The organism is Rhizobium etli CFN 42 (genome assembly GCF_000092045.1).
Classification (GTDB): domain Bacteria; phylum Pseudomonadota; class Alphaproteobacteria; order Rhizobiales; family Rhizobiaceae; genus Rhizobium; species Rhizobium etli.
In genome coordinates this window covers 299,231-319,737 of record NC_007766.1, presented here as the reverse complement: position 1 = coordinate 319,737, position 20,507 = coordinate 299,231, and the positions used below count along the sequence as shown (strand labels likewise).

The window sequence follows — 20,507 nt, the reverse complement described above, 5'->3', positions numbered from 1 at the left end:
GAGGTCAACCATGAGAACCATTCTGGTCGCCACAGCGATCGTATGCACGATCGGTCTCGTCTCCTGCAGCGAGCCAGGCGGGCCGAGCGAACCTGCCGCGCGGCAGGTCGGCGTCGTCGTCGCCAGGTCTGAGCCGCTGAGCGAGGGCGGTGCGCTGACGGGAGAGGTCCGCGCCCGTGTTCAGACCGATCTGTCGTTCCGCGTCAGTGGCAAGATCGTCGAGCGGCTGGTCGAGGTCGGGCAGTCCGTAAAGGCAGGGCAGCTGCTGGCGCGCATCGATCCGGAAGAACAGAAGGCCGATCTGGATGTAGCGGCCGCGAATCTTCAGTCCGCTGAGGCTCAGCAGACCCAGGCGCAGCTTGCCTTCGACCGCCAGCAGAGCCTGTTTCGAACACAAGTGACAACGCGCGCTGCGCTCGACCAGGCGCAGGAGGCGCTTCTGACCGCGCAGGCATCGACGAAGTCGGCGCAGGCGCTTTTTGAAACCGCGCAGGATACCTTATCCTACACGGAGCTGAAGGCGGATGCCGCCGGGGTGATCACCGCCCGCAATGCAGAGGTCGGACAGGTGGCGCAGGCCGCCCAGGTCGTCTTCACCCTTGCCCATGACGGCGACCGGGACGCCGTCTTCGAAGTGGTCGAGAGCGCCTTCCTGCGCCCGATCGACGGCGACGGCACTGTGGCCCTGCTGTCGAATCCCTCGCAGAAGATCACGGCGAAGGTTCGCGAGATTTCGCCGACCATCGATTCTTCCACCGGCACCATCAGGGTCAAGGTCGCGATATCGAGCGATGCTCCTATTCCGCTCGGCGCTCCCGTCGTCGGGAAGTTCAGTTATGTCCCCCAGGACGTCATCCAGCTGCCCTGGTCGGCAATGACCTCCAAGGACGGCAAGCCCGCCGTCTGGATCGTCGATCCCTCATCCTCTGTGGTCTCAGTGAGAGCGATTGAAGTCGCCGGCTACGAGACCGGCAGCTTCATCGTCAAGTCGGGCGTGTCGGCAGGCGACGTCGTGGTGACCGACGGCACCAAATTCCTCAGACCCGGTGAAATCGTGTCTTACGTCAAGGAAGCATCCAAGTGAGTATTCGTCCCAAGATAATCGCACTGATGATGGGTACGGCCCTGATCTCCTCTTGCACGAAGCAGGAGGAAAGCACTGGTGAAGCGCCCCGTCCCGTGCTGTCGATGACAGTTAGGCAGACGCCTGCAACCAGCCTCGGCCTGACCGGCACAATCGAGCCGACGATCGAGACCGAACTCGGCTTCCGGATCCTCGGGCGGATGATCGCCCGCAATGTCAATGTCGGCGACGTCGTCCAGAAGGGCGATGTCGTTGCCGCCATCGATCCGCTGGCGCTGGAACTTGCCGTGCGCAGCGCCCAATCCGACGTCGAGAACAGCGACGCCCAGCTTCGAAACGCGGTGACGACGGAACAGCGCCAGCGCGCGCTGGTGGAATCGCGCTCGGGCACGGAGGCCTCGCTCGAAGAGGCCGAACAGGCGAGACGGACGGCCGCCGCCGCCGTCGCCAAGGCGCAGGCCAATCTCGACAAGGCCAAGGAGCAGCTCGGCTATGCGCAGCTTAAGGCGGAATTCGATGGCGTCGTAACGGCAACCTCGGCCGAGGTCGGCCAGGTCGTGTCGGCCGGCCAGACGGTCGTCACGATAGCCCGGCCGGACAAGCGTGACGCCGTTGTCGACGTGCCCCAGGCCGCTGCCCAGAAACTGAAGATCGGCGCCCCCTTCGAAGTGACGCTGCAGCTCGAGCCTTCGATCCGCACGACGGGCGTCGTGCGCGAGATCGCGCCGGAGGCGGAGACCGCCACCCGCACGAGCAGGACCAAGATCGCGCTCGCCGATCCGCCTGAAGCCTTCAGGCTCGGCGCGGTCATCACAGCCTCCGCAACAATCGCTGCCGATCCCGAGATCGTGCTGCCGTCCTCGGCGATCCTTGCCGGCACCGACGGCGCCAGCGTCTGGATCGTGGACGTAGCAGGCAAGAAGGTCTCGCGCCGCCATGTGAGCATCGACGGCGACGTGTCCAATGGCGGCACCGTCCGCGTCACCGAAGGGCTCGCTCCTGGAGAGAGGGTCGTCGTGGCAGGCGTGCATAAACTTGAGGATGACCAAGCCATCAGGATCGACCAGGAGATCAGCCAGTGAAGTCCTTCAATCTTTCCGACTGGGCGCTCGAGCATCGTTCGCTCGTCTGGTACTTCATGATCGTGTTCATTCTCGCCGGCGCCTTCTCCTACCTGAACCTCGGCCGCGAGGAAGACCCGAACTTCACCATCAAGACGATGGTCATCACCGCTCAGTGGCCCGGCGCCTCCGCCGAGGAGGTGACGCGGCAGGTGACCGACAGGATCGAGAAGAAGCTCCAGGAACTGGAATCGCTTGACTACACCAAAAGCCAGACCGTTGCCGGCCAGACGACCGTCTTCGTCGAGCTGCTGCCGACGACCAAGGCTAAGGATGTCGCGCCGACCTGGCTGCGCATCCGCAACATGATCGCCGACATCAAGGGCGATTTCCCGAGCGGGGTCGTCGGTCCCTTCTTCAACGACCGCTTCGGCGACGTATTCGGCAACATCTACGCTTTCACCAGTGACGGGCTGACCCAGCGCCAGCTTCGCGATCTCGTGGAAAATGCGCGCTCCGAAGTTCTGACGGTGCCGAATGTCGGCAAGGTCGATGTGATCGGCGCCCAGGACGAGGCGATCTATCTCGAATTCTCCACGCGCCAGATCGCAGCGCTCGGCATCGACCAGCAATCGGTCATCCAGACGCTGCAGGCCCAGAATGCCGTCACCCAGTCCGGCTTCGTCGATGCCGGTCCGGAGCGCATCGCCTTGAGGGTGAGTGGACAGTTCACCTCCGAGGAGAGCCTGCGGTCGATCAACCTTCGCATCAACGACCGCTTCTTCCCGCTGACCGATGTCGCCACGATCAAACGCGGTTACGTCGATCCGCCCTCGGCGCTGTTTCGCTTCAATGGAGAGCCGGCGATCGGACTTGCGATCGGCATGAAGCAGGGCGCCAACCTGCTGGAGTTCGGCGAGGCGCTCGACGCGCGGATGAAACAGGTCGTCGCCGATCTTCCGATCGGGGTGGATGTCCACCGTGTTTCCGACCAGCCGCATGTCGTCGACGAGGCTGTCTCAGGCTTTACCCGCGCGCTCTTCGAAGCGATCGTCATCGTGCTCGTCATCAGCTTTATCAGCCTCGGCCTGCGCGCCGGCATGGTGGTGGCGATCTCCATTCCGCTCGTGCTCGCCATCACTTTCGTGGTGATGGAATATTCCGGCATTTCGCTTCAGCGCATTTCGCTCGGCGCGCTTATCATCGCGCTCGGGCTGCTCGTCGACGACGCCATGATCGCCGTCGAGATGATGGTGGCACGCTTGGAGGCGGGCGATGACCTGAGAAAGGCCGCGACCCACGTCTACACATCGACGGCGTTTCCGATGCTGACGGGAACGCTGGTGACCGTCGCGGGCTTCATCCCGGTCGGTCTCAACAGCAGCGCGGCGGGCGAATTCACCTTCACGCTTTTCGTCGTCATCGCGGTTTCGCTTGTGGTCTCCTGGATCGTCGCTGTGCTGTTTACGCCGCTTCTCGGGGTAACGATTCTGCCGAAGACGATGAAGTCGCATCACGAGAAGAAGGGGCGTTTCGCCGCTGTCTTCTCCTGGCTGCTGACGCTGGCGATGCGCTGGCGCTGGATCACCATCGTGCTGACGGTCGGCGTCTTCGCCCTTTCGGTCGGCGGCATGGGGCTGGTGCAGCAGCAGTTCTTCCCGAACTCGGACAGAACCGAGCTCGTGATCGATTGGAACCTGCCGCACAACAGCTCGATTGCCGAGACCAACAGGCAGATGGCCAAGTTCGAAAAGGAGATGCTGGCCGATAACAAGGATATCGACCACTGGACGACCTATGTCGGCCAGGGCGCGCCGCGCTTCATCCTGTCCTTCGATGTGCAGACGCCCGATGTCACCTTCGGACAGACCATCATCGTCACCAAAGGCCTCGACGTGCGCGACAAGGTGCGGGCGGAACTGCAGGATTATCTGACGAAGACCTTCCCCGGCACTGATGCCTTCGTGAAGCTTCTCGATATCGGCCCGCCGGTGGGCAAACCGGTCCAGTACCGGATCAGCGGGCCGGATATTCAGAAGGTACGCGATATCTCCCAGCAATTTGCGGGCGTCGTCGGTTCGCATCCGCTGTTGTCGAACATGGTGCTGGACTGGAACGAGCCCTCCCGCGTCGTGAAGGTCGATGTGCTTCAGGACAAGGCGCGCCAGCTCGGCGTTTCCTCCGAGGACATAGCAACCGCGCTCAACAGCATCGTCGAAGGTTCGACGGCAACACAGATTCGCGATGATATCTACCTGGTTAACGTCGTCGGGCGAGCCAGGGCATCCGAGCGCGACTCCATCCAGACCCTTCAGAATCTGCAGCTCTCCACCTCCAACGGCAAGGTCGTGCCTTTGTCGGCCGTCGCGAATTTCCGCTACGAACTCGAGCAGCCGACGATCTGGCGCCGTGACCGGCAGCCCACGATCACGCTCAAGGCAGCCGTCATCGGTTCGACACAGCCGGCCACGATAGTCGATCAGCTGAAGCCGAAAGTGGAGGAATTCCAGAAGAACCTTCCCGTCGGCTACAAGGTGGAAATCGGCGGTGCCGTCGAATCCAGCGCCGAGGCGCAAGGGCCGATTGCGGCCGTGGCTCCGCTGATGCTGTTTACGATGGCGACGATCCTGATGATCCAGCTGCAGAGCTTCAGCCGCCTCTTCCTGGTCTTTGCGGTCGCGCCGACGGCCCTGATCGGCGTGGTCACGGCGCTCCTGCTCAGCAATGCGCCTATGGGCTTCGTCGCCATCCTCGGCGTGCTGGCGCTGATCGGTATCCTGATCCGCAACTCGGTCATCCTGGTGGTGCAGATCGAGCATCTGCGCGCCGAAGGGGTCGCGCCATGGCAGGCCGTCATCGAGGCGACCGAACACCGCATGCGCCCGATCATGCTGACGGCGGCGGCGGCAACCCTCGCGCTGATCCCGATCTCGCGCGAGATCTTCTGGGGACCGATGGCCTACGCCATGATGGGCGGCATCGTCATCGGCACCGCGCTCACCCTGCTGTTCCTGCCGGCGCTCTACGTCGCGTGGTTCAGGATCCCGAAGGACGAGGGTGCTCGGGCCGAAGTCACGGCGGAGGCATGAGAGAGTCTTCGACGGCCATCGCCTACGGCCGCCGCGGCGGCCGCTGCAACACGGGCCGCGACGAAATAGGTGGGATGGCGCGGGCGATGCCATCCCACACCCGAGCGGGAAGGGCATGGCGAATGATGACGTGGACAGAACCACAGGCCGGAGAGCGTCTGGCCTTGAGGGAAACGGATCGATAATGCAGCGGCATTTCCGAGGCTTGCCAAAGGCAATACCGGCGATCATCGTCGCCATCGGCCTGGCGATGCTTGCCGGCTGCGCCACGCGGCCATCGCCTGAGGTCTTGACGCCTGTGCATCTGAGCGAGCCGGCCGGTTCGGAAACGGCTCCGGACAGGGTGGGCGTGCTCGTCGCGACCAACAGAACCCCCGATCGCGTGCGGGGCGGATTCGACAGCACATGGTCAGAGAAGCTGACCTATGAGCAGTACGCGTTTTCGGTTCCTCCCGGTAGGAAGGATACCGCGATCACCTATCCCAGGGCAAAGCCGGACCCCGAACGCCAATTTGCCGTCATCGAGCGCAGGCAGCTGCCGAAGGAGGCTTTCGTACAGCAGGCGCTCGCCGCCGTGCCGCCCGAAGGCACCGTCGGCATCTTCGTCCATGGCTACAACTACAGTTACCAGGAGGCGCTTTACCGCACCGCGCAGATCGCCGCCGACGCGAAGATCCCGGGCGCTCCGATCCTGTTTTCCTGGCCGTCGGCGGCATCCGTAGCCGGATATGTCGCCGACCGCGACGCCGCGCTTTCCTCGCGCAGCGAACTTAATTCCCTCGTCACATCGCTCTCGGCATCGGCCAAGGTGAAGCGCATCATCCTGTTCGGGCACAGCATGGGCGGTTTTCTGGTGATGGAAACGGTGCGAGAACTCAAGCTGCAGCATCGCGACGCCGTGATTGGCAAGCTGGCGGTGGTGCTCGCCGCTCCTGACATCGACGTCGATGTCTTCCGGTCGCAGCTGAAGGACATCGGTCCAATGCCGAACCCGATCTCCCTCCTGGTTTCCAGGGACGACCGGGCGCTTGTGGCCTCAAGCTTCATCGCCGGCGAACGGGCGCGCGTCGGCCGCCTCGATATCGACGATCCCGTCATCCAGAAGGCGGCCTTGCAGGCCAGGCTCCGGGTCATCGACATTACCTCGATCAAGACCTCCGACGGGTTGGGCCACGACCGCTACGCATCACTCGCGAAGTTCGGCGCCCAGCTTGCTTCCTTCGAAAGCGGCGGGCGGTCGACCGCCGGCGATGTCGGCGCCTTCGTGTTCGATGCCGCAGGCGCCGCAGTCGCAAGCCCGTTTCGCTTGGCAGGACGTGTCGTTCGCTCGCAATAGGCCGATAGCCTGTAAATCTGGTTGATCAGGATTGTGTACAATGTGACTATTAAATTGTCAGATGCCTAAATGAAGCGCAGACTTCCATCGTGGCCGAGTCGGCCACTGGGGATATGGGAGGGCATTATGAGCATTCAAAATCCGTCTCCCTCGTAGTACAACGAGGATCTTGCGCCCGCGGAGGAGCGTAAGTGGGGTGCATTCAGCATCTTCAACGTCTGGACATCGGACGTCCATAGTCTCTGGGGCTATTATCTGGCGGCGAGCCTGTTCCTGCTCTGCGGCAGCTTCGTGAACTTCGTCATCGCCATCGGTATCGGCTCTCTCGTCATCTTCTTCCTGATGAGCCTGGTCGGAAATGCCGGCGTGCGCACGGGCGTGCCCTTTCCGGTTCTGGCGCGCGCCTCCTTCGGCACCTTCGGCGCCAATGTTCCAGCGCTCGTCCGGGCGGTCGTCGCCTGCTTCTGGTACGGGGCGCAGACCGCCGCCGCATCCGGTGCGATCGTCGCCCTCCTGATCAGGAATGAGAGCCTGCTCGCCTTCCATCAGAACAGCCACCTGCTCGGCCACTCGACCCTCGAACTCATCTGCTACGTCATCGTCTGGGCACTGCAGCTGCTGATCATTCAGCGCGGCATGGAAACGGTCCGCAAGTTCCAGGATTGGGCCGGCCCTGCCGTCTGGATCATGATGCTGATCCTCGCGGTTTATCTGGTCGCCAAATCAGGCACCTTTTCCTTCGGTTCGGAGATCCCGCGCGACGTGCTGATCGAAAAGACCAAGGATGCCGGCGTGCCGGGTGAACCCGGCTCGATTGCGGCGCTTGCCGCTGTCGCCGCCACCTGGCTTACCTATTTCGCTGCGCTCTATCTGAATTTCTGCGATTTCTCGCGTTACGCAACGAGCGAAAAGGCGCTGCGGAAGGGCAATCTCTGGGGCCTGCCGATCAATCTTCTGGCCTTCTGCCTCGTCGCAGGCGTCACGACCACGGCCGCCTTCACCGTCTACGGCGAGGTGCTGCTGCATCCGGAAATGATCTCTGCGAAATTTGACAGCTGGTTCCTAGCGCTGCTTGCAGCGCTGACATTCGCGGTCGCCACGCTCGGCATCAACGTCGTGGCAAACTTCGTCTCGCCGGCCTTCGACTTCGCCAATGTCTTCCCGCGCCAGATCAACTTCAAGCGCGGCGGATATATCGCCGCGCTGATCGCCCTCGTGCTCTATCCATTCGCTCCCTGGGAGACGGGTGCGGCGCACTTCGTCAACTTCATCGGTTCGACGATGGGGCCGATCTTCGGCATCATGATGGTCGACTACTATCTCATTCGGAAGAGCCAGCTGAACGTAGAGGCGCTCTATCAGGAGAATGGCGAGTTCCGGTTCCAGAACGGCTGGCACGGCAATGCCTTCATCGCCTTTGCGGTCGGTGCGCTGTTCTCCTCGATCCTGCCGACCTTCACCTCCATCCTGCCCGACTGGTGGGGCACCTATGGCTGGTTCTTCGGCGTCGCCATCGGCGGGGCGATCTATTTCGTGCTGAGAATGGGCGCGCGGCGCACTCCGGCCTTCGCATCATGACGAAACAAAGGCGCCTGGCCATCGCTAGGCGCCTTTATGTTCCGTTTGGAAAAGGAGCCGGTCATTGGCCACGTTCAACGGCGCGCCGCCCTCTGGCGATTGGTTCGGCGTTTTTTCGGACAGTGAGGGTTTAGCCGTCCCCGTGCGGAAGCGGATGCATGTTTTAGAAAATGGCATTATGATCGGCGCAACGCCTGACCGGCGTTGATTGCGGATACGTGATCCGCGGGACGGGAGGACGGCAGGATTTGGAAAGGCTGAAGGATCTGGACAGAGTTTCCGCGCGGGCCGGCAGCGAGCCGGCGTCGCCTCCTTATGAGCGGCGCGGCGTCGTGGCCGCAGCCGTCTACGAGCATGGGCAACGTATTCGCGACATCAGGATAGAGGAAGCCGGCGAGTGGCGAAACCGCGAGAATGCCATCGTCTGGATCGGCCTGCATGAGCCGGATGAAGTGCTGCTGCACCAGATCCAGGCCGAGTTCAATCTCCATCCGCTGGCGATCGAGGATGCGGCGCAGCCCCACCAGCGCCCGAAGCTGGAAATTTACGGGGAGGCGATGTTCATCGTCGCCCGCACCGCCCATATGAAGGACGGCGAAATCGTCTTCGGCGAAACGCATCTCTTCGTCGGCCGCGGTTACGTCGTCTCCGTTCGCCACGGCGAATCCTCCTCTTATCTCGCGGTCAGGCAGCGGTGCGAGGCGACGCCCGCCGCCCTTGCCCATGGCGAGAACTACATCCTCTATTCCATTCTCGATTTCATCGTCGACAACTACATGCCTGTCATCGAGGTGGTGCAGGAAGAGGTCGAGAAGCTCGAAGACCTCGTGCTGCGCGAACAGCTGTCGAAGTCCGATATCGAGCGGCTCTACCTGCTGCGGCGAAAGCTCCTGCGCCTGCGCAACGCTGTGGTGCCGCTCGTCGACGTCTGCCGGCGATACGAGCATATCGATCTTCCCGGCATGGATCCGACGCTGCAATCGCTGTTTCGCGATGTGACTGATCACGTGCGCCGGGTTCAGGAAGATATCGATGCATTGCGCGAGGTGCTCGCCTTCGCCTTCGAGGCCAGCGTCATGATCGGCCAGACGGAACAGACGGCGATCGCCCGCAAGCTCGCCGCCTGGGCGGCGATCCTCGCTGTTCCCACCGCCATCGCCGGCATCTACGGCATGAATTTCAGCGATATGCCGGAATTGAAGTTCCAGTATGGCTATTTCGTCGTATTGGGCGTCATCGCCGTCCTGTGCCTCAGCCTTTTCGGCTTCTTCCGCCGGCGAAAATGGCTTTAGTCAGGACAGCGCTTTCAGCAGCCGATCTCGGTGTATGCCGATATAGCCGATGTCGTTCAGATACAGCCTGGCGTCTCCCGCGTCGACGTCTTCCGCGAAGGTCTCGTCGCCGGCCGCAGCCCTTGCCAACATGAAATCGGCAAGGGCTCGAAGCCGCCTGCAGATCATCTCGGGAAGCTGCCGCCGTTCTTCCATCGTCGCGCCATAGGCGTTGCAGAAGATTTTCGCCCGCCGCAGTTGGTCGTCCAGACCGAATGCCACAGAGGGATTGGCAGGATCGGAGAGGGGGGCCCAGCGATAGACCGCATAGGCGAGATCCCAGAGGCGCGGGGCGGGATGGGCAGTGTCGAAATCGATGATCCCGACAGCCTCCTGATCGACGGTGGCGACATTGTAGGGCGCAAAGTCTCCGTGACAGACGATCTCACGCGGCTCCTGCGCCGGCAGCATCCATATCTGAGCATCGTCATCCGATTCCAGAAAGCCCTGAGATGCTGTATGAAAATCGCGCAGAAGTCTCGCTGCGGAAATCAGCATGCGCTCCGATCCGACAAGGGGATCACGGAGGTCTTCGCAGACGCGCCCGGCGACGTAGCTGACGACCTCCTGATCGTCGCCGGCAATTTGAATGGGCTGCGGAGCCGCCGGGAAGCCATTGCTTCTGAGATGGCGCAAGAACCTGTGCGTGGTCGGCGTCCATGCGCCTGATGGTCTGATGACGGTATCGCCGTCGCGCCAGATCTGCCCGGTTCGCCCGCCCTCCAATAATTTCACCCATGGCCTCCTACGCAGATTTCAGTTTTTCGATATGGGCCTGAACCGTAGCGGCAAGGTTCGTTTCATGGCAGTTCCGGTAGAACGCCGCCGTGTCCGAAGGCATCCCTTCGGGAATGGCGACGACGTCTTCAAGCCGGAAACCACGTGTAGCGCCGAGTTGAGGGTCAGCCAGCTGGCTTTCACTCAGGCTGCCGACACGAACGGCCAAGGCTTCGAAATAAACAAGGTTCTCATCCACTGCCGAAGGCGAAGATGTTCTGCCGTGCGCAGGAATGACCAGTTTCGCATCAAGGTCACGGATCCGCCTGAGCGAGGAGCGGATCTGGCGAAGATCATCGGCTCTCCTGCTCCAAACTTCGGGAATGGGATATTCCACCGCGTCGACGGCCAGGCAGACGCGGAGTTCCGGAATCCAGACGGCGATATGGTCAGGCGTGTGGCCCGGCGTATGAATGAGTTCCAGCGTCAGATCGCCGCCGTTCAGGACCATCGAGCTGGAGAAGGTGATATCCGGGCCGACGAGCTCGACATTCGCGAACCGCGTTTCCTGTCTCGCCTTGTCCTTCAGGACCTGCTGCGTGGAGGCATCACGCAGACGGTCGAGCGCTGCGGCATGCGCGATGATCGGAGCACGCCCTGAAACCGCAGAGTTTCCCCAGAAATGATCCCAATCCATATGCGAATTGACGACGATCAGCGGGCGATCCTTGCCTCTGTCCCCAAGCAGATCCAGCGCCATCCGGCACAGTTCCGGCGTGCCGAGCGTATCGATCAGGACATTGAACCTCTGGGTCCGCACAAACATGGCGTCGACCTCGTCTCCCGCCCGGAGGACAACGATGCGCTCGTCAAGTCCGGGATAGGAGCACAATACTACCGCGGGGTTCATGTCCTGTTGCCTCCATTGCAACTGCATTGACTTTAGCCACTGCATCAAGTCTCGTTTGGATGCCTGCCTTTAAGGGCTGCCCGATTTCTGCTTCACCGGCACGAATATATCCCACCCCTTCATCACTGCGTTCGGGGCAGCGGTCGTGCAGATCACCATGACGCTAGGCTTCGAGCGGCCGAGGCTCTTCGGCGTCCATTGCGCCTGGAGCGGGACGGCGCATCGAGGCACCAGCACCTTCGCGTTCGGTTCCAGCACGTCCCAGCGCTCGTGCCCCTTGGCGTTCTCCTGTGCGATGAAACGCCTGGCCTCCTCGCGGATTTCGAACAGGCCGTGCTTATCAGGTGTCGAGCGATCGGTCTCGATGCTCCAGGAGGCGAGGCAGGGTATGCAAGCCGTAAGGGCGGTGATGAAGACTATTGATCTAAGCATTGATGGGCTCAACCGCTCGTTCCGGATCGGAAACAGTCAGAGGATCTTTTAGCGCGTGGCGGCGATATCTCTACCGGCAAATCGTGAGGACTTCCTTCTCTCGTTGCGCGAGATCGACCTGCCTGAAGATGTGATGTCCCATCTCGCCGCGCAGGCGCGTCCCGTCTTCCCATGTCCCATGCACCCGTGAATTGACGAGTTGAGTGGAACAACCTCCGTCAAAAGAAGTTTGCCTGAAAAGCAACACGAGGCGGCGGCCGATGTTACTCTCTGCGAAGCAGGGTGCGTTCAGCACCCCACCCCGGATCTATTATGTCAACCCGCTACTTCTCCAAGGCATCGATGCATGGCGCGAGGTTTTCGGCCATGCGGCGGATACCGGCTTTGATTATGTTCTGACGGCGCCGCTCTTCGACCGAGGCGGGGACTGCAGCGTCTTTACCTCCCGGGATTACGAACGTCTCGATCCTGAACTGCAGCTCGGAAGCGCGGTCGATGATGGGATATCGCGCCTGGCGGAGGCCGCGGAGAAGAGCGGTGTCGGCCTGATGATGGACCTGATGCTCGACGGGAAAGTCGGCGATGCGCAAGCGGGCTTTCGTCCGGTCGATCCTCGACGCTCGCCGCTCGATCCGGCGGAGCCGATGAACACGATCGGGTCCGAGCGGCAATTGCGTTTGTTGGGGGAGTGGACCGAACGGCTGTGGCGGCTGTCCGGGCTCGGCCTTTCCGGTTACCGGGTGCTCGGGATCGATCGCGCCGCGCCGGCGCTTTTCAAATCGCTGATCGCTGCGGTGCGCGAGAAGGCTGACGCGCACTTCCTCGCCTGGACGCCCGGCACCGATTTTGCGGTAAGAAGAGCGATCGCGGATGCGGGCTTCTCGGGATGCTTTTCATCGATGGCCTGGTGGGATCTCGACGAGAGATGGTTTGTCGAGGAGCATCGCGTCCAGGAGGCGCTCGGCTGGCAGGTCGCCTTTCCCGAACCGCCATTCGCCAGGCGCATTGCACACGGGACCGAGAGCCGAGAAATCCTCGAGCGGCGCGCCGTGAGAGCGCTGCGCCTTGCCGCCTCGCTCGGCGGCGGTCTCATGGTTCCCATGGGTTTCGAATATGGTGCGGCGACACCGCTTGATCCGACCCACGGCGATGGTTCCGGGCTGCGGAGGCTGCGCCATGATCTCGCCTTCGACATCTCCTCCGAGATACGCGTCGCCAATGCCGAGATCGGTAGGGCCGGCCATGCGCACGCTCCATCGCTTCGCCTGATCCGCAACGCCAATGGACCGGTGTCGGCCCTAGTGCAATCCGAGGAGCGGGATCTCCGTTGCGCATCGAATGTGCGGTTCGTCCTGATTAACAGGGACCTCAGGAGAAGCGCATCCGCCCCGATGACGGCGCTTCGCGAGGCGGCCTCCGGTTATCTGCCCGTCGCGGCCGATGGGGCAGTCCTGCGCCTGCGGGCAGGGGAGACCCGGATCGTCGAAAGCAAAGCGCCGGAACCGATCACATCCCGCCCCCCTCTCGACGTCGAGCAAGCGATCGCTTCGCCGCGGCTTGCCATCGAAAACATCATGCCGCGGGTCGATGACGGACGCTTTCCCATCAAGCGTGTGGTCGGCGAGATGGCCACCGTCGAGGCCGATATATTCGCCGACGGCCACGACCCGATCGCGGCCGTCCTGCTCTGGCGGCCGCACGACGCCATGGCCGAATGGAAAGAAACCGAGATGCAACTGGTCGAGAACGACCGCTGGCGTGCCGAATTCCTGCTGGAACGCGTCGGGCGCTATGAATTCGCGGTCGAGGCGTGGAAGAACGCCTTCGCGATCTTCCGCTACGAGCTGACCAAGAAGAACGACGCCAGGCTGGACCTGAAGCTGGAGCTTCAGGAGGGATTGAACCTCGTCCGCGCCGCGAAGACCGAAGCGCCGCCAGCAGTCGGCGCCGACTTGCAGGCGCTCATCGACAGTCTTGAAAACGCGTCGGATGCCGAGCGCACGGCAATCCTGCTCGACCCCGAAACCGCCGAGTTGATGAATAAGGCTGACAGGCGGCCTTTCCGGCTACGCTCCACGACAAGCGCCATCGATGCCGAACGCAAATCGGCGGCCTTTGCCAGCTGGTACCAGATTTTCCCGCGCTCGCAGAGCGGCGATCCGAACCGGCACGGCACCTTTGACGATGTCATCCCGAGGTTGGCGGATATCCGAGATATGGGGTTCGACGTGCTCTATTTCCCTCCGATCCATCCGATTGGAACGACCAACCGGAAGGGGCGCAACAACAGCCTGAAGGCAGCACCCGGCGATCCCGGAAGTCCCTATGCCATCGGCTCAGAGGAGGGCGGCCATGATGCCATTCATCCCGAGCTCGGCGATTTCGAAGATTTCGGCCGGCTGGTCGAGGAGGCGGGCCGGCATGGGCTGGAGATCGCGCTCGACCTCGCAATACAGGCTTCGCCCGATCATCCCTGGCTGACGGAGCATCCCGGCTGGTTCGACTGGAGGCCTGATGGCACGATCAAATATGCAGAGAACCCGCCGAAGAAATACGAGGACATCGTCAATGTCGATTTCTATACGAAAGATGCGCTGCCCTCTCTGTGGGTGGAACTCAGGGATATCGTCCAGCTTTGGGTCGACCAGGGCGTCAAGCTGTTTCGCGTCGACAATCCGCACACCAAGCCCTTCCCGTTTTGGGAATGGCTGATCGGGGATATCAGGGCGCGTCATCCCGAGGTCGTCTTCCTGTCGGAAGCCTTCACCAGGCCGAAGGTCATGTACCGGTTGGCGAAGATCGGCTTCTCCCAGTCCTATACTTATTTCACCTGGCGCAATACCAAGTGGGAGCTCGAGCAATATATGCGCGAGCTGACCGAAACGGCGCCCAAGGAATTCTTCCGCCCGCATTTCTTCGTCAACACTCATGACATCAATCCGGATTTTCTCCAGAACGCGCCCCGCCCGGCCTTCCTGATCCGCGCTGCATTGGCCGCCACGCTGTCGGGACTGTGGGGCGTCTATAACGGTTTCGAACTTTGCGAGGGGCGTCCCGACGCTAAGCGCAAGGAATATGCCGATAGCGAAAAATACGAGATCCGCGCCTGGGATTACGACCGGCCGGGCAACATCATCGCTGAAATCCGGATGCTGAACCGCATCCGGAACGAAAACACCGCGCTTCATTCGCATCTCGGGCTGACGCTGCTGAACGCCTGGAACGACAACATCCTGTTCTTCGAAAAGGCGAGTCGCGCCCGCGACAATGTCTTGCTGATCGCGATCAGCCTCGACCCCTACAATTTTCAGGAAAGCGATATCGAACTGCCGCTTTGGAAGTGGTCGTTGGATGATGGCGCCGCGCTCGACGCCGAGGATTTGGTGACGGGGCACCGATTCAGGTGGAACGGCAAATGGCAGAGAGTGAGTTTCAATCCTCAGATACTGCCCTTTGCGATCTGGCGCGTTCGCGCAGCGGAGGCATGAATGGACACGATGAATCCCGGTAGCGTCGACCCGCTGCTCTGGTACAAGGATGCGATCATCTATCAGTTGCACATCAAGTCGTTCTACGACGCCAATGGCGATGGCGTCGGCGATTTTGCCGGCCTGCACCAGAAGCTCGATCACATCGCAGCCCTCGGCGTCAACGCCATCTGGCTTTTGCCTTTCTTTCCCTCACCGCGCCGTGACGATGGTTATGACATCGCCGACTACGGCAATGTCAGCCCGGATTACGGGACCATGGAGGATTTCCGTGCTTTCGTCGATGCCGCCCACCAGCGCCATATCCGCGTCATCATCGAGCTCGTCATCAATCACACCTCCGACCAGCATCCCTGGTTCCAACGCGCACGCCAGGCGCCGGCGGGATCGCCGGAGCGCAACTTCTATGTCTGGTCGGATAGCGATCAGAAATTCCCGGAAACGCGCATCATCTTCCTCGATACGGAAAAATCGAACTGGACATGGGATTCGGTCGCCGGCGCCTATTACTGGCACCGGTTCTATTCCCATCAGCCGGACCTCAATTTCGACAGTCCACTTGTCATGGAGGAACTGCTGAAGGTGATGCGCTTCTGGCTGGAGACCGGCATCGACGGTTTCCGCCTCGATGCGATTCCGTACCTTGTCGAGCGCGAGGGGACGATCAACGAAAATCTACCCGAGACCCATGCGATCCTCAAGCGCATCCGTGCCGCCCTCGACGCAACTCATCCCGGCGTGATGCTGCTTGCCGAGGCCAATCAATGGCCCGAGGACACGCGCGAATATTTCGGCGAGGGCGACGAATGCCATATGGCATTCCACTTCCCGCTGATGCCGCGCATGTACATGGCGATCGCCAAGGAAGACCGCTTCCCAATCACCGACATCCTGCGCCAGACGCCTGAAATCCCGGAGAATTGCCAATGGGCGATCTTTCTGCGCAACCACGACGAGCTGACGCTTGAGATGGTCACCGACGCCGAGCGCGACTATCTCTGGGAGACCTATGCTTCCGACAAGCGCGCCCGCATCAATCTCGGCATCAGGCGACGTCTGGCACCGCTGATGGAGCGCGACCGCCGGCGCATAGAGCTGATGAACGCGCTTCTGCTGTCGATGCCGGGGACACCCGTCATCTATTACGGCGATGAGATCGGCATGGGCGACAACATCTATCTCGGCGACCGCGACGGGGTGCGGACGCCGATGCAATGGTCACCCGACCGCAACGGCGGCTTCTCCCGGACGGACCCGGCGCGTCTCGTCCTGCCGTTGATCGCCGATCCGCTTTATGGCTTCGAGGCCGTCAACGTCGAAGCCCAGAGCACCGACGCGCATTCGCTGCTTAACTGGACGCGCAAGATGCTGGCGTTGCGCGGCAGGCATCCGGCCTTCGGGCGCGGTTCGCTGCGGTTTCTCTCACCTGAAAATCGCAAGATCCTCGCCTATCTCCGGGAATATGACGGCGAGACGCTGATGTGCGTCGCAAACCTGTCGCGGCTACCGCAGGCAGTGGAGCTCGACCTGTCGAGCTTCGAGGGCCGCGTGCCGATCGAACTGACCGGCATGTCGCCCTTTCCGCCCATCGGACAACTGACATATCTCTTGACGCTGCCGCCCTACGGCTTCTTCTGGTTCCAACTGCAGGCCGATGCTGACCCGCCGGCATGGCGCACCGCGCCGCCCGAACAGCTTCCCGATCTCGTGACGATGGTCCTCCGCCGCGGCCTGCTCGATCTCGTCGACGAGCCCCGCCTGGGACGCGTCCTCAGCAATGAAATTCTGCCCGCTTACCTCGCCAAGCGACGGTGGTTCGGCGCAAAGGACCAGCCGCTTCAGGCGGCTCGCCTAATCTCGGCGACGCCAATTCCCTATGCCGAGGGGATCGTTCTGGGCGAATTGGAGGTGGACCTGCCGGATCACAGCGAATCCTATCAGTTGCCGCTGGCGGTCGCCTGGGATGATGCGCAACCCACCGCTCTGACGCAGCAGCTTGCGCTTGGGCGGGTTCGTCAAGGCAGGCGGGTCGGCTTCCTGACGGATGGGTTCGCGGTCGAGCCGATGGCGCGCGGCATCCTGCGCGGGCTTGCCGACCGCTCGCGCATCACCGGACGTACCGGAACGCTCGAATTTCTCGGCACCGAGCGGCTCGACCGCCTGCAGGTCACCGACGGGATGCCGGTTCATTGGCTTTCGGCCGAGCAATCGAACAGCTCGCTGATCGTCGGTGACGTCGCCATGATCAAGCTGATCCGGCATATCTTCCCGGGTGTCCATCCGGAGGTCGAGATGACGCGGTTTCTCACATGCGCCGGTTACGATCACACCGCTCCACTGCTCGGCGAGGTCGCGCACACCGATTCCAGCGGGCGCCGCTCGACCTTGATCATTGTTCAGGGCGCGATCCGCAACCAGGGCGACGCCTGGAACTGGATGCTGAACAATCTGCGCCGCGGCGCCGACGAACTCGTGCTGAACGACCCGGCGGTCGAGCCTGGCGATGACGTATTCCAGCCGCTGATCAGCTTCGTCGCCATGATCGGCATGAGGCTGGGCGAGTTGCATGTCGTGCTTTCCGGGGAAAACGCGGATGAAGCTTTCAGCCCTGTCGTCGCCCGCGACGATGAGGTCGAGGCGATCAAGAAGGCGGTGGCGGGCGAAGTCGCCTATGCCATGTCGAAACTGGCAGAACGCGAGGAAAATGCCGATCCCCCGATCGATCTGCTCGCTCGTCCGCTTCGGGAGCGCCGTTCTGAGCTCGTGGAGCTTGGCGCGAGCCTGGCGGAGAGCGCCCGCGGCACGCTGATGACGCGCACGCATGGCGACTTCCATCTCGGCCAGATCCTGGTCAGCGAGGGCGATGCCGTCATTATCGACTTCGAAGGCGAGCCCGCCAAAAATCTCGCGGAGCGTCGGGCGAAGACGGTTCCGTTGCGAGATGTCGCCGGGCTTCTGAGGTCGCTCAGCTATCTCGTCGCCACCGCCCAGCTCGACAATGACGCGGTCACCGAACACGAGAACGAGGTGCGCCGGGGCGCCATCGCCCGTTTCGGGCGCAATGCCGAGAAGGCCTTTCTCGATGCCTATTGGCAGGCGGTCTCCGCATCGAAAGCTCTCGCCACGCCGCCAGATCAACGGCGGAGGATTCTCGATGCCTTTCTTCTCGAAAAGGCCGCCTATGAAGTCGCCTATGAAGCCCGCAACAGGCCGAAGTGGCTGCCGATCCCGCTTGCCGGCCTTACCGAAATCGTATCGCGCTTAGCGGGGGTAACGGCATGAATGTTGAACGCTCTGAATTTCTCGCAGGCGTCGGGCACGATGCGCTCTGGGCCTTGATCGAGGGGCGCCACGGCGATCCATTCTCGATCCTCGGTCCGCACGAGAGCGGCGGTATGACGATCGTGCGCGTCTATCTGCCGGGCGCCGAAGGCGTCGATCTCATTGAAGCAGCCAGTGGCAGGGTGGTGACGCCCTTCAGCATCGCTCACCCCTCCGGCCTGTTTGCGGCGGCGATGGGTTCGAGGATGCACTACCGGTTGCGGATCACATGGCCGGATGGCGAGCAGATCACCGAAGACCCCTATAGCTTCGGGCTTCTGCTTGGAGAGCTCGATCTCCACCTGATCTCCGAGGGCACCCATTACAGCCTGAGCCGGACGCTCGGCGCGGTCGAAATGGCGATCGACGACGTCGCGGGCGTTCGCTTCGCCGTCTGGGCGCCGAATGCCCGCCGCGTTTCGGTTGTCGGCGATTTCAATGCCTGGGACGGGCGGCGAAACCCGATGCGGCTGCGGCAGTCCGCCGGCGTCTGGGAGCTGTTCATGCCCCGGCTGGCGCCCGGCGAAAGATACAAGTTCGAGATCATCGATCCGCATGGAAACTGCTTGCCGCAGAAGGCCGATCCGGTGGCGAGAGCGAGCGAAGCCGCCCCGTCCACCGCTTCGATCGTCGCATCCTCGACACGATTTCGATGGACGGACGACAATTGGATGAAAGGCCAGTCGCGACAGCAAAGACTGGAGGGGCCGATCTCCGTCTACGAGGTGCATGCCGGTTCCTGGCTGCGGGAGAATGGCGGGCGGTCGCTCGACTGGGTCGAGCTCAGCCAGCGGCTCGTCCCCTATGTTCGCGAGATGGGATTCACCCATATCGAGCTGCTGCCGATCATGGAGCACCCCTTCGGCGGCTCCTGGGGGTACCAACCGCTCGGCCTCTTCGCCCCGACCGGCCGTTATGGCACGCCTGAGGATCTCGCCTATTTCATCGACCGCTGCCATGGCGCCGGGATCGGCGTAATCCTCGACTGGGTGCCGGCCCATTTTCCCACCGACGTCTGGGGGCTTGCCCGCTTCGACGGCACCGCGCTCTACGAACACGAAGACCCGCGCGAAGGCTTTCATCGCGACTGGAACACGCTGATCTACAATCTCGGCCGCAACGAGGTGAAAGGCTTCCTGATCGCCAGCGCGCTTGAATGGCTCGAACGCTACCATATCGATGGATTGCGCGTCGATGCCGTCGCCTCGATGCTCTACCGCGACTACAGCCGCAACGAGGGGGAGTGGATTCCGAACCGGTATGGCGGCCGTGAGAACCTGGAAGCGGTGGAATTCTTCAAGCACCTGAACAGTATCGTCCACGAGCGCTGCCCGCATGCAATGATGATCGCCGAGGAATCGACGGCCTGGCCCGGCGTCACCAAGCCGCCGGAAGAGGGTGGGCTCGGCTTTGACATGAAGTGGAACATGGGCTGGATGCATGACAGCCTGAGCTATATCGAGAAGGACCCCGTCTACCGGAGTTACCACCACGGCACGATGACCTTCGGGATGATCTATGCCTATTCCGAACGCTTCATCCTGCCGATTTCGCACGACGAGGTGGTCTATGGAAAGGGCTCGCTGCTTGGCAAGATGCCGGGCGACGAGTGGCAGAAATTCGCCAATCTGCGCAGCTACCTCGCCTTCATGTGGGGCCATCCCGGCAAGAAGCTGATTTTCATGGGAGGCGAAATCGCCCAGCCGAGCGAGTGGAACCATGATGCGTCGATCGCCTGGGATGTGCTGGACCAGCCGGCGCATGCCGGGCTCCAGCGGCTGGTCAAGGATTTGAACGGCTTTTACAAAGACGAGGCAGCCTTGCAGTTCGGCGATTTCCACTCCGAAGGCTTCGACTGGGCGGCGGCGGATGATGCCGTCAACTCCGTTCTTGGCATGCTGCGTTACGCCCCCGATCGCTCGTCTTCGGTCCTTGTCGTCTCGAATTTCACGCCGGTGCCGCGTTACGGCTACCGGATCGGCGTGCCGCAGGACGGCGTGTGGATCGAGAAGGTCACGACAGATGCGCGCGAATATGGCGGCTCGGGCCTCGTCAACGGCGCAGTGTCGAGCGAATCCGTACCCGCGCACGGCAGGCCGCATTCGCTCTGGCTGACGCTGCCTCCGCTGGCGACGGTCTTGCTCAAATCGCCTTGATAGG

At 62.2% G+C, this 20,507-nt stretch carries 12 protein-coding genes; 9 read left to right on the top strand and 3 right to left on the bottom strand.

Annotated elements, in window-relative coordinates; all coding sequences use genetic code 11:
• Window positions 1–10: 10 nt before the first annotated feature.
• The 6 genes from RHE_RS27915 to RHE_RS27890 all read left to right on the top strand — a co-directional run bounded on the left by RHE_RS27915 (window position 11) and on the right by RHE_RS27890 (window position 9,440).
• Window positions 11–1,084, top strand: a complete 1,074-nt coding sequence (locus RHE_RS27915) for an efflux RND transporter periplasmic adaptor subunit (RefSeq protein ID WP_011428593.1) — start codon at window positions 11–13, stop codon at window positions 1,082–1,084.
• Window positions 1,081–2,166: an efflux RND transporter periplasmic adaptor subunit gene (locus tag RHE_RS27910; RefSeq protein ID WP_011428592.1), complete on the top strand. Its 1,086-nt coding sequence runs from the start codon at window positions 1,081–1,083 to the stop codon at window positions 2,164–2,166. The genes RHE_RS27915 and RHE_RS27910 overlap by 4 nt, the downstream gene beginning before the upstream one ends.
• Window positions 2,163–5,234 (top strand): efflux RND transporter permease subunit, encoded by a 3,072-nt coding sequence (locus RHE_RS27905; RefSeq protein ID WP_011428591.1) that lies wholly within the window; start codon window positions 2,163–2,165, stop codon window positions 5,232–5,234. The genes RHE_RS27910 and RHE_RS27905 overlap by 4 nt, the downstream gene beginning before the upstream one ends.
• A 184-nt stretch (window positions 5,235–5,418) precedes the next feature.
• Window positions 5,419–6,570 carry an alpha/beta hydrolase gene (locus tag RHE_RS27900; RefSeq protein ID WP_187331745.1) on the top strand — a complete coding sequence of 384 codons (1,152 nt, stop codon included), beginning with the start codon at window positions 5,419–5,421 and terminating at the stop codon, window positions 6,568–6,570.
• 207 nt (window positions 6,571–6,777) lie between these two features.
• On the top strand, window positions 6,778–8,148 hold the full coding sequence (locus RHE_RS27895) for an NCS1 family nucleobase:cation symporter-1 (protein WP_244425846.1): 1,371 nt from the start codon (window positions 6,778–6,780) through the stop codon (window positions 8,146–8,148).
• A 248-nt stretch (window positions 8,149–8,396) separates the two neighbouring features.
• Window positions 8,397–9,440 (top strand): magnesium and cobalt transport protein CorA, encoded by a 1,044-nt coding sequence (locus tag RHE_RS27890; protein ID WP_042119996.1) that lies wholly within the window; start codon window positions 8,397–8,399, stop codon window positions 9,438–9,440.
• Here RHE_RS27890 and RHE_RS27885 read toward each other — a convergent pair whose 3' ends face one another.
• The 3 genes from RHE_RS27885 to RHE_RS27875 form a co-directional block, all read right to left on the bottom strand.
• Window positions 9,441–10,214 (bottom strand): phosphotransferase, encoded by a 774-nt coding sequence (locus RHE_RS27885; protein ID WP_011428587.1) that lies wholly within the window; start codon window positions 10,212–10,214, stop codon window positions 9,441–9,443.
• 10 nt (window positions 10,215–10,224) lie between these two features.
• Window positions 10,225–11,106 (bottom strand): MBL fold metallo-hydrolase, encoded by an 882-nt coding sequence (locus RHE_RS27880; protein WP_011428586.1) that lies wholly within the window; start codon window positions 11,104–11,106, stop codon window positions 10,225–10,227.
• Window positions 11,107–11,175: 69 nt separating this feature from the next.
• Window positions 11,176–11,538 (bottom strand): hypothetical protein, encoded by a 363-nt coding sequence (locus tag RHE_RS27875; RefSeq protein WP_011428585.1) that lies wholly within the window; start codon window positions 11,536–11,538, stop codon window positions 11,176–11,178.
• Between the two features lie 260 nt (window positions 11,539–11,798).
• On the opposite strand from RHE_RS27875, the gene RHE_RS27870 reads away from it, so the two are divergent.
• Genes RHE_RS27870 through glgB form a run of 3 tightly spaced genes read left to right on the top strand, consistent with a single transcriptional unit; the run spans window position 11,799 to window position 20,503 of the window.
• Window positions 11,799–15,026, top strand: coding sequence for an alpha-1,4-glucan--maltose-1-phosphate maltosyltransferase (locus RHE_RS27870; protein ID WP_011428584.1), 3,228 nt, complete (start codon window positions 11,799–11,801; stop codon window positions 15,024–15,026).
• On the top strand, window positions 15,027–18,308 hold the full coding sequence (treS, locus tag RHE_RS27865; protein ID WP_011428583.1) for a maltose alpha-D-glucosyltransferase: 3,282 nt from the start codon (window positions 15,027–15,029) through the stop codon (window positions 18,306–18,308).
• Entirely contained in the window at window positions 18,305–20,503 is a 2,199-nt protein-coding gene (glgB, locus tag RHE_RS27860) for a 1,4-alpha-glucan branching protein GlgB (RefSeq protein WP_011428582.1), read from the top strand. The genes treS and glgB overlap by 4 nt, the downstream gene beginning before the upstream one ends.
• Window positions 20,504–20,507 lie beyond the last annotated feature (4 nt).